13 protein-coding genes are annotated in these 12,911 nt (G+C 63.9%); 3 read left to right on the forward strand and 10 right to left on the reverse strand.

All coding sequences use genetic code 11. The features are described from left to right. Positions 1 to 1,248, reverse strand: a complete 1,248-nt coding sequence (locus WKW82_RS18280; protein WP_340343741.1) for an enolase C-terminal domain-like protein — start codon at positions 1,246 to 1,248, stop codon at positions 1 to 3. Between the two features lie 211 nt (positions 1,249 to 1,459). Here WKW82_RS18280 and WKW82_RS18285 point away from each other — a divergent pair, with 211 nt between their 5' ends. Beyond that, positions 1,460 to 2,254: a GntR family transcriptional regulator gene (locus tag WKW82_RS18285; protein ID WP_340343742.1), complete on the forward strand. Its 795-nt coding sequence runs from the start codon at positions 1,460 to 1,462 to the stop codon at positions 2,252 to 2,254. A 69-nt stretch (positions 2,255 to 2,323) separates the two neighbouring features. Here the strand turns inward: WKW82_RS18285 and WKW82_RS18290 are convergent, their stop codons facing one another. The 8 genes from WKW82_RS18290 to WKW82_RS18325 all read right to left on the reverse strand — a co-directional run bounded on the left by WKW82_RS18290 (position 2,324) and on the right by WKW82_RS18325 (position 10,729). Further along, entirely contained in the window at positions 2,324 to 3,250 is a 927-nt protein-coding gene (locus tag WKW82_RS18290; protein ID WP_340343743.1) for an alpha/beta fold hydrolase, read from the reverse strand. A 204-nt stretch (positions 3,251 to 3,454) separates the two neighbouring features. Next, complete coding sequence (gene urtE, locus WKW82_RS18295) at positions 3,455 to 4,147, reverse strand: urea ABC transporter ATP-binding subunit UrtE (protein WP_218508209.1); 693 nt, start codon at positions 4,145 to 4,147, stop codon at positions 3,455 to 3,457. Between the two features lie 731 nt (positions 4,148 to 4,878). Continuing rightward, positions 4,879 to 5,754, reverse strand: coding sequence for an urea ABC transporter ATP-binding protein UrtD (gene urtD / locus WKW82_RS18300; protein ID WP_340343744.1), 876 nt, complete (start codon positions 5,752 to 5,754; stop codon positions 4,879 to 4,881). Then, entirely contained in the window at positions 5,751 to 7,001 is a 1,251-nt protein-coding gene (urtC, locus tag WKW82_RS18305; RefSeq protein ID WP_340343745.1) for an urea ABC transporter permease subunit UrtC, read from the reverse strand. The genes urtD and urtC overlap by 4 nt, the downstream gene beginning before the upstream one ends. Then, a complete protein-coding gene (gene urtB / locus WKW82_RS18310) occupies positions 6,998 to 8,587 on the reverse strand; it encodes an urea ABC transporter permease subunit UrtB (protein ID WP_340343746.1) in 1,590 nt (529 codons plus the stop codon). Before urtB ends, urtC begins: the two co-directional genes overlap by 4 nt. A gap of 174 nt (positions 8,588 to 8,761) precedes the next feature. Next, the gene (urtA, locus tag WKW82_RS18315; RefSeq protein WP_340343747.1) at positions 8,762 to 10,030 is read right to left on the reverse strand and encodes an urea ABC transporter substrate-binding protein; all 1,269 of its coding nucleotides are present in this window, start codon (positions 10,028 to 10,030) and stop codon (positions 8,762 to 8,764) included. 131 nt (positions 10,031 to 10,161) lie between these two features. Further along, on the reverse strand, positions 10,162 to 10,533 hold the full coding sequence (locus WKW82_RS18320; RefSeq protein ID WP_340343748.1) for a type II toxin-antitoxin system VapC family toxin: 372 nt from the start codon (positions 10,531 to 10,533) through the stop codon (positions 10,162 to 10,164). Then, positions 10,520 to 10,729, reverse strand: coding sequence for a type II toxin-antitoxin system VapB family antitoxin (locus tag WKW82_RS18325; RefSeq protein ID WP_340343749.1), 210 nt, complete (start codon positions 10,727 to 10,729; stop codon positions 10,520 to 10,522). Before WKW82_RS18325 ends, WKW82_RS18320 begins: the two co-directional genes overlap by 14 nt. A 157-nt stretch (positions 10,730 to 10,886) precedes the next feature. Between WKW82_RS18325 and WKW82_RS18330 the strand changes: the two genes are divergently transcribed. Next, positions 10,887 to 11,465: a transcriptional regulator gene (locus WKW82_RS18330; protein ID WP_340343750.1), complete on the forward strand. Its 579-nt coding sequence runs from the start codon at positions 10,887 to 10,889 to the stop codon at positions 11,463 to 11,465. Then, positions 11,449 to 11,874: a hypothetical protein gene (locus WKW82_RS18335; RefSeq protein ID WP_340343751.1), complete on the forward strand. Its 426-nt coding sequence runs from the start codon at positions 11,449 to 11,451 to the stop codon at positions 11,872 to 11,874. The genes WKW82_RS18330 and WKW82_RS18335 overlap by 17 nt, the downstream gene beginning before the upstream one ends. A gap of 8 nt (positions 11,875 to 11,882) precedes the next feature. Here the strand turns inward: WKW82_RS18335 and WKW82_RS18340 are convergent, their stop codons facing one another. Beyond that, positions 11,883 to 12,806: a LysR family transcriptional regulator gene (locus WKW82_RS18340; RefSeq protein ID WP_340343752.1), complete on the reverse strand. Its 924-nt coding sequence runs from the start codon at positions 12,804 to 12,806 to the stop codon at positions 11,883 to 11,885. Positions 12,807 to 12,911 lie beyond the last annotated feature (105 nt).

Here is a 12,911-nt window from a genome sequence, read left to right on the forward strand (position 1 = left end):
TCAGGGGGTTTGCAGGGTGCCGTCGACCAGGCGTGTCTGCGTCCAGGTGGTCACGGTCTTCTCGCAGGGGTACTTGCGGGCCTGCGCCTCGTCGATCTCGATGCCGAGGCCCGGCTTGTCGTTGGCATACACGTAGCCTTCGCGGAACTCCGGCAGTCCCGGGAATACGTCGAGGAGCGCGCCGTGCGGCCCCTTCAGTTCCTGGATCACGAAGTTCGGCGGCTCGATGCCCGACCATTCCTGTACGCCAAAGTTGCGCGCGGCCAGGTCGATGTGGATGTTGGCCGCATGGCCCAGTGGCGACATGTCGCCCGGCCCGTGCCACGCGGTGCGCACGCCGTACTGTTCGGCGAAGAGCTGCAACTTGCGGCCCGGCGTGATGCCGCCGATCTGGCTCAGGTGCACGCGGATGAAGTCGATCAGCTGCTCGGCGATCAGCGTCTTCCACTCGTACGGATTGGTGAAGAGTTCGCCCTGCGCCAGCGGAATGTTGGTCTTCTCGCGCAGCTGGCGCAGCCACTTGCCTTCCTCCAGCGAGATCGCATCCTCGAGGAAAAACAGGTCGAACTTCTCCATCTCGCAGGCAAATCGGATCGCATCGATGGGGCTGAGGCGCTCATGCACGTCATGGCACAACTGGATCCCGAAGCCGACCTTGGCGCGGATGCCTTCGAAGAGCTTCACCGTGTCGCGCATGTAGGCACGGCTGTCGAGGTAGATGCCGTCCGGTGCGCCCTTCGGCGCCGTTGACGGGGCCGCGCCGAAACCACCGCCGCCGTAGCCGCCGTTCTGGCAGCGAATGTGCGTGATGCCCTGCGCCTGGTACTTCTGGATGTTGTCGCAGAGCTCGGCGAGGTCGCGCCCGTCCGCATGTCGGTACACCGGCACGCCTTCGCGCACCTTGCCGCCGAAGAGCTGGTACAGCGGCATGCCGGCCATCTTGCCCTTGATGTCCCACAGCGCCATGTCGACGCCGGAGATGGCGCTGTTCTCGATCGGCCCGTGGCGCCAGTAGGCGTTCTGGTGCATCAGTTGCCACAGCTCCTCGATGGCGCCCACGTCGCGGCCGACCAGCAGCGGCTTGAGGTATTCCTCGACGAGGCATTGCACGACGAGGTGGCGATAGGCGAAGGTGGCACAGCCCAGGCCATGCAGGCCCGGCTGGTTGGTCTCCACCTTGACGACCACGAGGTTGATGCCCTCGGGCGCTGTGAGGATGACCTTGACGTCGGTGATGAGGGTTGCCATGTGGATCGATTGAAGTTCAGCAGGACCTCCGCGGCCTGCGAGGGCCATTCGGAGCGACGGGCAAAGAATATCGTGATATTTCACGATATTAATAAGTGGATACCCTAGGGATTTCTTTGCCTCTTCTACAACGCATCTGCGAATGAAAAGAGGAAAATGCGCTCGATATTCATTGGTATTTCAGCGACAGATCGGATCCCAAAGGAACCCCATGCCCAGCCGTTCCCCGCCCTCGCGACCCAAGCGCGTCACTGTCGACGCAGGCGCGCCGGCCGCACCGCGGCGCAGCGACGCCAATCTTTCCCGGCAGGCCTACGAACGCATCGAGGAGTTGCTGGTGACTTGCCAGCTCGCGCCCGGACGCTTCCTCGCCATGCATGAGTTGCAGGCCATGGTCGGCTACGGCCGCACGCCCGTGCACCAGGCTGTGAGCCGGTTGGCGGCCGACACACTGGTGCAGATCACGCCGCGCCACGGCCTGCGCATCGCGCCGATCGACCTCACCCGCGACCGGGTGCTGCTGCGCCTGCGCCGCGACATGGAACGCTTCGTGATCCGGTTGGCCACCGAGCGTTCCGGTGCGTCACAGCGCAACCGCATGCAGCACATCAAGCGCCAGTTGATCGAGCACGGCGTCGACATGACGGTGGAGCAGTTCAATGTGATCGACCGGCACATCGACCAACTGTTCCTGGCAGCCGCGCAGGAGCCCTTCGTCGAGGGCACGCTGCGTCCGCTGCACACGATCTTCCGGCGCATCGGCTGGATCTATCACATGCAGACGCCCGGCCACGCCGACCTGCAGGGCACGGTGCAAGGCCACATCGCCGTCATCGATGCCGTGGCGGACGGCAAGGTCGACGATGCCATCGCCGCGTCGGATCACCTCATGGATTTCGTCGACACGATGTTCGAAACGCTGGAGCGCGACGTGGCGCCGAGCCTGCTGGATTGCAGCCTCGACAGCGACGCAAGCTATCTGGCGCTGTCGGCGCCTCGCACCTGAGCGACGCTCAAGCGCAGCGATCAATGGGTCGCAACAGCCCCTCGGCCAAGGGAGCACCTGGCGTTGCAGCTATCGCGCACCCGCCAGGAAGTTGCCGACCAACCCGACAGTCGTCGCCGTGCTCTCTTCCATCAGCCAGTGTCCCGCGCCCGCCACGACCTCCTGCTGCACGTTGGTGGCCGCGTTGCGCATGACGGTCGCCATGTTGGCGCCGAAGGACTTCTCGCCGCCGATGGCAAGCACAGGCATCGGCAGCTTGTCCTTCGAGAACGCGATGTTGTCTGCGACGTCCTTGGTGGAGATGGTGTTGAACTGCGCGAAGGCGGCGCGCATCGCGCCGGGTTGCGCATACAGCTTCGTGTAGTGCCGCCGCGTCGCCTCGTCGATCTTCGCGGGGTTGCCGGCGAACTCGTTCCAGAAGCGGTCGAGGTAGATGCGCTCACGGCCCGCCACCAGCTTTTCGGCGTTGGGACCGCCGAAGTTGAAGTGCCACAGCGCCGGCCACAGGATGATCTGGTCCCACGGCGCGATGCCGGGCACGGGCGCATCCATCACGACCAGCTTGTCGACCTTGTCGGGGTAGCTCGCCGCGTACGCATACGCCACCATCGTGCCGATGTCATGGCCGACGACGTCGGTGTGGTCCTGCTTGAACGCGGTCACGACGGTGCGGATGTCGACGGCCTGCGACTTCTTGTCGTAGCCGCTCGCCGCCTTCGACGATTTGCCCATGCCGCGCAGGTCAGGCACGATGACCAGGTGCGTCTTCGCGAGTTCTCGTGCCAGCGGCGCCCACATGTCGCCGGTGTCGCCGAAGCCATGGATGAGCACGACGGCCGGGCCGCTGCCACCGGAGCGCACGAAGATCGTCGCGCCGTCGGCCATGGCGACGGTCCGGTTCTTGAAGCTGTTGGGGAATGCAGGCTCGGCGCTTGCACTGACGGTGCAGAGTGCAGCAACCAGCAGTGCCAGGAATGGCACGAAGCGGATCTTCATGGGGGGACTCCAGTAATGACGACCGAATGGTCCGGCGCAGTGTGATGGCTTGCGCCGCCGGGCGCCAGCCATATTCGCAGTACGTGGCCGACCGTTCTGGCATCGCGCGGAGCGGCGCGGCACGTGCGCTGCGTCGTACGGCCTGGCATTCGCGCGCAGGACAAGGCGCTCCAACGCAGTCATGCGTTCGAATGCAAAGCCGTATCAGATCGCCACCAGTTGCCGCACGCCCTGCGCTTCCATGTCCTTGCCGAGGCCGCGCGCAATGACTTCGCCGCGTTCCATCACCATGTAGTCGTCGGCCAGTTCCTGCGCGAAGTCGTAGTACTGCTCGCAGAGCACGATGGCCATGTCGCCACGGTCGGCGAGCATGCGGATGACGCGGCCGATGTCCTTGATGATGCTGGGCTGGATGCCTTCGGTAGGCTCGTCGAGGATCAGCAGCTTGGGCTTGGGCGCGAGGGCGCGAGCGATCGCCAACTGTTGCTGCTGGCCGCCGGAGAGGTCGCCGCCGCGGCGATTGATCATCTGCTTGAGCACCGGGAACAGGTCGAACAGTTCCGACGGGATGGGCGTGCCACCGCTCTTGTAGGCGAGGCCCATGCGCAGGTTCTCTTCGACGGTGAGCCGCGCGAAGATCTCGCGCCCCTGCGGCACGAAGCCCATGCCGGCGCGCGCGCGCTCGTAGGGCGTCTTCTTCTGGATCGGATGGCCGTCGAATTCGATGCTGCCGCTCTTGATGGGCACCAGGCCCATGAGCGATTTCAGCAGCGTGGTCTTGCCGACGCCGTTGCGGCCGAGCAGCACGGTGACCTTGCCGAGCGTGGCGGTGAAGCTCACGTCACGCAGGATGTGGGAGCCGCCGTAGTACTGATGGACGTTCTTGACTGTGAGCATGTCATTGGTTCTCTCTTGTTGTGTCGTCGCGAATGCGATTCCCTTACGACGAGCGCCCGGCATGCGGTACGGGCCGTGCGACCCCACTGTGCCGGCCGCTTCGCGGCTCCCTTCCGGTGCTCGCGTTTCGCGGGGTCTGGCTCGAACTCGCTTCGCTCAGACAATCGCCAGCCCTGATCCGCAAAACGCTGCGCTCCTCAGCGGCACAGAGGGGATCGCCCGACCCGTACCGCATACCGAGCTTGGGGCGGATCAAACGACACGCCCTCTTTGGGGGGCGGCTGCCCTCACCCCGGCCCTCTCCCAGAGGGAGAGGGAGCAAGACCAAAGGCCCGTCTACTGCGGCGGGTGGTTGGAGAAAGACAGACAGCCCGTCTGTTGCGGCGCATGGGTGGCGGAAGACTGACAGCCTGTCCACTGCGGCGGATGGCTGGAGGAAGACCAGGGCGCGTACCGCAGCGGACGGGGAGCACGACACCAGCCTGTCCACGTCGGCGGGTGGTATGCGGTGCGGGTTGGTCGATCCCTTCTGCGCAGCCGAAGCGCGCAGCGTTTGGCGGATCAGGGCCACATGCTGTTTGAGCGAAGCGAGTTCATGTGGACCCCGCCGAGCGCGAGCACTGCAGGGGAGTCGCGAAGCGACCTGCGCAGTAGGGTCGGCCGGCCCGTACCGCATGCCGCCCGCCGACGCACCCCGGACCCTTGCACCGCTGCACAACACAAACGACAAGTCAGCGTCCAAGGTAAACCTCGATCACCCGCTCATCCGACTGCACTTCGTCCAGCGTGCCTTGAGCAAGAACAGACCCATCGCAGAGCACCGTCACGATCTCCGAAATCGTCTTGATGAAGCTCATGTCGTGCTCCACCACCATCAGCGAATGCTTGCCCTTCAGCGTGAGGAACAGCTCGGCAGTGCGCGCCGTCTCTTCATCGGTCATGCCCGCCACAGGCTCGTCCAGCAACAGCAACTTCGGGTCCTGCATCAACAGCATGCCGATCTCCAGCCACTGCTTCTGGCCATGGCTCAGGTTGCCCGCCATGCGCGACACGCTGTCCCTCAGGTGGATCGTCTCCAGCACTTCCGCCAACCGGTCGCTCTGCGCCGAATCCAGCTTGAACAGCATCGAATGCTTCACGCCCTTGTTCGTCTTCAACGCCAGTTCGAGGTTCTCGAACACCGTCAACTGCTCGAACACCGTCGGCTTCTGGAACTTGCGCCCGATGCCCAGTTGCGCGATCTCCGCCTCGCGATGCCGCAGCAGGTCGATCGTGCTGCCGAAGAACACCGTGCCCGAATCCGGCCGCGTCTTGCCCGTGATGATGTCCATCATCGTCGTCTTGCCGGCGCCATTGGGGCCGATGATGCAACGCAGCTCACCCGGCGCGATGTCGAGCGACAGCTTGTTGATCGCCTTGAAGCCGTCGAAGCTCACGCTCACGTCTTCCAGATACAGGATGCGGCCGTGCGTGATGTCGACTTCGCCATCGACCACATGCCGTCCGAAGCCCGCCTCGCGGCCACCCGATTCCGTCATGCCTTCGATATCGATGCCCGAGTGGCGGGCAATGCGCCGTGCGCCCTCTTCCATCAAGTCCGGGGTCATGCGCGTGCTCCTTCGGGTTCGCTTACGGCCGCGCCTGGAGGCGGCTTCTTCGGCAGCGCGGCAGGCTCCACGCCTTCCGATGCAGCCAGCGAACGTTGTGCTTCCAGCCGCCCTTCACTCAGTTCGGGGGCCGCATCCTTCGGCGCCCTCATGCGCGCGATCCACTTCTTCACCAGGCCGACGATGCCATCCGGCAGGAACAGCGTCACCGCAATGAACAAGGCGCCCAGGAAGTACAACCAGTACTCCGGCGCCACCACCGTCAGCCAGCTCTTGGCCCCGTTCACCACAAAGGCGCCGATGATCGGCCCGATCAGCGTGGCACGTCCACCCACCGCAGCCCAGATCGCGATCTCGATCGAATTGGCCGCGCTCATTTCGCCGGGGTTGATGATGCCCACCTGCGGCACATACAACGCACCCGCCACGCCGCACATCACGGCCGAGATCACCCAGATCGTCAGCTTGTAGGGCAGCGGGTTGTAGCCCGAGAACATCACGCGCGTCTCCGCATCGCGAATCGCCTGCAGCACGCGGCCGAACTTGCTGCCGATCAGCCACTTGCCGAACAGGAAGAAGCCCAGCAAGGTGCAACCCGTCATCACGAACAGCGTCATGCGCATGCTCTGCGTCGCGATCGGGATGTCCAGGATGCGCTTGAAGTCCGTGAAGCCGTTGTTGCCGCCAAAGCCCGTCTCGTTGCGGAAGAACAGCAGCATCGCCGCGAAGGTCATGGCCTGCGTGATGATCGAGAAGTACACGCCCTTGATGCGCGAACGGAAGGCGAAGAAGCCGAACACGAAGGCGATCAATCCGGGCACCGCGACGATGAGGATCAGCGTCATGATGAAACTGCCGCTGAAGGTCCAGTGCCAGGGCAGCGTCTTCCAGTCGAGGAACACCATGAAGTCCGGCAGCTCGCTCTTGTAGTTGCCGTCCAGGCCGATCTGGCGCATCAGGTACATGCCCATCATGTAGCCACCGAGCGCGAAGAACATGCCGTGGCCCAGCGACAGGATGCCGGTGTAGCCCCAGATCAGGTCCATCGCCAGCGCGCAGATCGCGTAGCACATGATCTTGCCGAGCAACGCCACAGCGTAGTCGCTCATGTAGAACATGCTGTCGCGCGGCACCCAGAGGTTCAGCATCGGCGCGATGGCGCAGATCACGATCAGCGCCACGATGAAAGCGGTCCAGCCCTTGCGGCTCAGCAGCGGGCCTTTGGAGGGTAGTGCGACGTTGCTCATGCTTCTGCGCTCCGGCCCTTCATGGCGAATATCCCTTGGGGTCTCTTCTGGATGAAGATGATGATGAAGATGAGCACCGCGATCTTGGCCAGCACCGCGCCGGCCCAGCCTTCGATGAACTTGTTGAGGATGCCCAGGCCCAGCGCCGCATACACGGTGCCGGCGAGCTGGCCGACGCCGCCCATCACCACCACCATGAACGAGTCGACGATGTAGCTCTGACCCAAGTCCGGACCCACGTTGCCGATCTGGCTCAGCGCACAGCCCGCCAATCCGGCGATCCCCGAACCCAGCGCGAACGCATACGTGTCGATGCGCGCCGTGTTCACGCCCATGCACGAGGCGATCGGCCGGTTCTGCGTCACGCCGCGCACGAACAATCCGAGCCGCGTCTTGCCGATGAGCCAGGCCATTGCCAGCAGCACCAGCCCCGCGAAGATGATGATGCAGATGCGGTTCCAGGGCAGCGTGACGTTGCTCAGCATGGTGAAGCCGCCGCTCATCCAGCCGGGGTTCTCCACGCCGACGTTCTGCGCACCGAACACCGAGCGCACCAATTGCTGCAGCATCAGGCTGATGCCCCAGGTGGCCAGCAGCGTCTCCAGCGGTCGGCCATAAAGGAAGCGGATCACGCCGCGCTCCAGCACCGCACCGACCAGCGCCGATGCCATGAACGACACCGGGATCGCCGCGACGAGGTACCAACCGAACATCGACTCGGGAAAGAACTTCTGGAAGATGCCCTGCATCACGTAGGTCGCATAGGCGCCGATCATCATCAGCTCGCCATGCGCCATGTTGATGACGCCCATCAGCCCATAGGTGATCGCGAGGCCCAGTGCTGCGAGCAGCAACACCGATCCCAGGCTGATGCCGCTGAAGATGGCGTTGATGCGGTCGCCCCACACTAGGGCATCGTCGATGCCGGCGATGGCCTTCTTCAGCGCGGCCTTGACCTCGGCATCGGACTCGTCAGTCAGACGTTCATTGAGCAGCAGCTTGGTGTCGGGGCTCTTGCTTTCTGCGAGCGCGCCCGCGGCGGCGATGCGCTTGGCCTTGTCTGCACTGTTGAGAAGCGACGCCGCCCGCACCAGTTCCAGCTTGGCCTTGATGCCCTCGTTGGTCTCCGCCGCCAGGGCCTTCTCGACCATCGGGATGCGCGACTCGTCAGGGTTCTTCAGCAGCGCATTGGCTGCTTCGAGGCGCACCGCCTCGTCCTTGCTGCCGAGCAGCTTCAGCACGGACTGCGCGGCGTCGAAGGCGCCGCGCATCATGTTGTTGTTGACCACGTCTTCCGCGTCGTCGGGCACCTTGAGCTCGGCGCCAGTGACCGGGTCGTAGCCCTTGTCGTCCTTCATCACGAAGACCTTGTCCGCGGTGAACTTCACCGCATCGTCGGACATGGCCTGGATGAAGGCCGCGGTCTTCTCATCGGCCGTGGCAACGGCCTTGTTGAGCGCGGCGACACGCTCCTCGGTCTCGCCCGAGGCGATGGCCTTCGCTTCCTGGGCCGTCAGCGCATGGGCGCCGGCGCAGAGCAGGAGCGCACCGGTCACCAGCAGGCCATGGATCGAGCGTCTGAGCATTGGATAAGACATGCAATAAATCCCCCTGGATTGCACCCTCTCACCCGGAGGAGGGCAGCGACGAGGGCTCCTGCCAGTCACTAGCAAGCAACGGGCCAAACAAGAACGGCGATCGATCCGACCACCGTCCGACCTCACCCTGCCCCCTCCCCGAAGAGAGAGGGAAAGAGACACTTACATCGACTTGCCGGCGGGGTAGTCAGGCTTCTTGTCGTTGCCTTCGATGTATGGGCTCCACGGCTTGGCCTTGACCGGGCCCGGCGTCTTCCAGACCACATTGAACTGCCCGTCGGCCTTGATCTCGCCGATGAACACGCTCTTGTGCAGGTGATGGTTCTTCTCGTCCATCTTCGACACGATGCCCGAGGGCGCCGTGAAGGTCTGGCCGGCCATGGCGGCGATCACCTTGTCGGTGTCGGTCGACTTGGCCTTCTCGACGGCCTGCTTCCACATGTGGATGCCGATGTATGTCGCTTCCATCGGGTCGTTGGTCAGCGGCTTGTCCTTGTGGCCGGCGATGTTCTTCGCCTTGGCATAGTCGCTCCACTGCTTGATGAAGGCGGTGTTGGTCGGGTTCTTGATCGACATGAAGTAGTTCCATGCGGCCAGGTGACCCACCAGCGGCTTGGTGTCCACGCCGCGCAGTTCTTCCTCGCCCACCGAGAAGGCGACGACCGGCACGTCCTTGGCCTTCAGGCCGGCGTTGCCCAGTTCCTTGTAGAAGGGCACGTTGGAGTCGCCGTTGATGGTCGACACCACGGCCGTCTTGCCGCCGGCCGAGAACTTCTTGATGTCAGCCACGATGGTCTGGTAGTCGCTGTGGCCGAACGGGGTGTACTTCTCGTCGATGTCCTTGTCGGCCACGCCCTTGCTCTTCAGGTAGGCGCGCAGGATCTTGTTGGTGGTGCGCGGGTACACGTAGTCCGTGCCCAGCAGCACCCAGCGCTTGGCGCCGCCGCCCTCCTTGCTCATCAGGTAGTCGACCGCCGGAATGGCTTGCTGGTTGGGGGCCGCACCCGTGTAGAACACGTTCTTCGAGAGTTCTTCACCCTCGTACTGCACCGGATAGAACAGCAGGCCGTTCATTTCCTCGACGACCGGCAGCACCGACTTGCGCGACACCGAAGTCCAGCAGCCGAAGATCACGGCGACCTTGTCCTGACCCAACAGTTGCTTGGTCTTCTCGGCGAAGAGGGGCCAGTTCGAAGCCGGGTCGACGACCACGGGCTCGAGCTGCTTGCCCAGCACGCCGCCCTTCTTGTTGATGTCGTCGATCGCCATCAACACGGTGTCCTTCAACACGGTTTCCGAGATCGCCATCGTGCCCGACAGCGAGTGCAGCACGCCGACCTTGATGGTGTCGGCAGCGAATGCGGGCGCAGCGCCAAGGGCGGCAAGCGCGACGCTGGCAGTGAGCGCCTTGAGTGTGAAACGACGTTGCATGAGCATCCTTCTCCGGTGGTGGTTGAGTTTTTCGCCAGCGCTTGCTGACGATGGAGAGGAGTCTGCGGACGGGGGGCGTTTCGAGAAATACGCCGGGTGGCGTACAGGGCGCCCAGCGGAGGGGGCGCTGGTCAGTGCGGGGCGAAGGCCGCCAGATCGAGCTTGATGGCCGCCTGCAGGAGTCGCTTGTCGCGCGTCCACAATCGCGCACTGGGTTCAAGCCGTGTCGCCGCCAGAAGATGCAGATCGACATAGCCGATGCCCGTGCCGAACAGCTTCTCGTTGCGGAGAAACGCCAACGCCTCTTCCGTACTGGCGACGGCTATCGCTGGCAGGGCCTGGAGTGCGCCAACGGTCTCGTCTCGTTGCGGCAAGCTGCCAAGAGCGATTTCTCCGATCACGTATGGATGCGTGAGCACCTGATCATCTTCGAGCAACGCCTGAAGTTGAGCATCTCCGCGCGCGAGATGATCGATCCAGACCGAGGTATCAACGAGGATCACTGGAAGGCCTTGATTGCCGACGCGGCACAGGCGCCAGACCTGGGGCGGAACCACCGAGCAGCGCCAATCGCCGCGCCGCCTCGCGTTGCACCAGGCTCTTGAGTGCCTGCTGGATCAAGGCCGAGTTTTCCTGAATGCCCGTGTAGGTGCGGGCTTGCGCCAGCAAGTCGTCGTCGAGGGTTACTGTCGTGCGCATGGCGGCTCCCGATGAATGCATCAAATATAGCATCATCTGATGCAAGAATATACGCACAACCATCGCGCACACCTTCAAAATGCCCAAATTGGGTATTAAGATACCCAATATGGGTAGATCCACGCAAATCAAGCCGGCGCAGCCCAAGGGGGCTGGCATGGCCGACGCCCTGTTCACGACAACGCAACAACGCGTCCTCGGCTACCTCTTCGGCCAACCCGAGCGGAGCTTCTTTGCCACTGAGTTGGTCAAGCTCACCGGCGCCGGATCAGGTGCGGTGCAACGCGAACTCAAGCAACTTACCGACAGCGGCCTGCTCATCACCTCCAAGGTCGGCAACCAGAAGCACTATCAGGCCAATGCTGCGGCGCCGATCTACGCGGAATTGTGCGGAATCGTCCAGAAGACTTTCGGCTTGGCCGGGCCATTGCAAAGCGCACTCGCCCCGCTGCGGCAACAAATCGATGCCGCCTTTGTCTATGGCTCCGTCGCCAAGAAGAGCGACACCGCCGCCAGCGACATCGACTTGATGCTGATCAGCGACGAGTTGTCGTACGGCGACCTCTTCATCGCACTCGATGCGGTTTCGGCAAGGCTCGGACGCACCGTTAATCCAACGATCCTGACAAGAAAGGAGCTCGCGAAAAAACTCAAGGACCGCGAGTCATTCGTCGAGCGCGTACTGGCCCAACCCAAGATCTGGGTGATCGGGGACGAACATGCCCTCCCCGCTTGAAAACCTCAGCGGACCGGGCAAGCCGCTCCATCCGGAACCGCCAGATGCGAAGGAATTTGCCGGGCTGCAACGCTCCGGCCTGGCACGACTCAAGGATGCACAGGTTGCGCAGCTGTCATTGGAGAGCCGCTTCGATCTGGCCTACAACGCCGCGCACGCCATGTGCCTGGCTGCACTGCGATGGAACGGCTATCGCTCCGGCAATCGCTACATCGTCTTTCAAGTCCTCCCCCATACGCTCGGCCTCGGGCCCGATACCTGGCGGGTACTGACGAAGTGCCATCACATTCGCAACCTTGGCGAGTACGAAGGCAACCTCAACATCGACGAACGCATCGTCCGGGACTTGATCTCTGCATGCAAGCAGGTGGCCTCCAAGCTCGCGGCACTACCGCCACCTCCCGACTGACGACGCGATCAGGCAGATGCGCCCCGATCAGGCGCGCCTGTCTCCACATGCCCCGCAGCCCGCCGCAGCAGATCGCACAGATACTCGCCCGCAGGCGTCAGCGGCAACCCGGCGCGCTGGATGATGCACATCGGCGGTGCAGCCAATGGCTCGGCCACCTCGATCACCTGCAGCACGTCGCGCGTCAGCGGAAAGTGCATCCACTGCACCGGCAGCATCGTGAGCATGTCGGAGTACAGCAGCGCCACGATCAGCGTCAGCGCGGAATGCGCCTGCAGCACCAGCGTGGGTTCGCGCAGGCCGTGCTGCGCGAACAGCGGCCCCAGTTCGTGCTCGGCCTGCTCGGTGATCGAGGTGGTCACCCATTCGGCGTCGACCAGCGCCCGCAGCGATTTCGCCTGCGCCAGCGGATGGCCCTTGCGCCCGACGATCACGCGCGTGTTGTCGAACAGCTTCTCGACCCGCATGCCGTCCGGCAGCAGCTCCGGCGCCGGGCCGACGTAGCACTCGATGGTGCCGTCGGCCATCTCGGCGGCCACGGTCGGGTACACCGCATCGACGATGTCCAGCCGCACGTCGGGGAAGCGCAGCCGGAAGGGCCGCAGCGTATCCGGCAGCAACGCCATGTGCGGCACCATCGACATCGCGACCCGCAGGTTTCCGTGGGTCAGGCCGCGCAGTTGCGCCACCTCGTCGCGCGCGCGCGTCAGCTCGTTGTCGACGCTGCGGGCTCGGCGAATGAACGCCTCGCCGATGGCGGTGGGCACGATGCCGCGCGCCTTGCGCTCGAACAGCGGCGCGCCGAGTTCACGCTCCAGTTCCTGGATGCTGCGCGTCATCGCGGGCTGGGCGATGCCGATCTCGCGGGAGGCGGCGCGCAGGCTGCCGTGGTCGGCCACGGCCAGCAGGTCGCGCAGGTGGTGCAACTTCATCGGATGAGCCTTGCGATACGTTTCAGGTATCGATCGACCGATATTGCCATCTTTTGTTATTTCGCTCCAGTTTCCACAATCCGGTCCATCAGCCCGATGAACGAC

The sequence above is a fragment of the Variovorax rhizosphaerae genome, from assembly GCF_037889975.1.
In the GTDB taxonomy this organism is placed as follows: Bacteria; Pseudomonadota; Gammaproteobacteria; order Burkholderiales; family Burkholderiaceae_C; genus Variovorax; species Variovorax rhizosphaerae.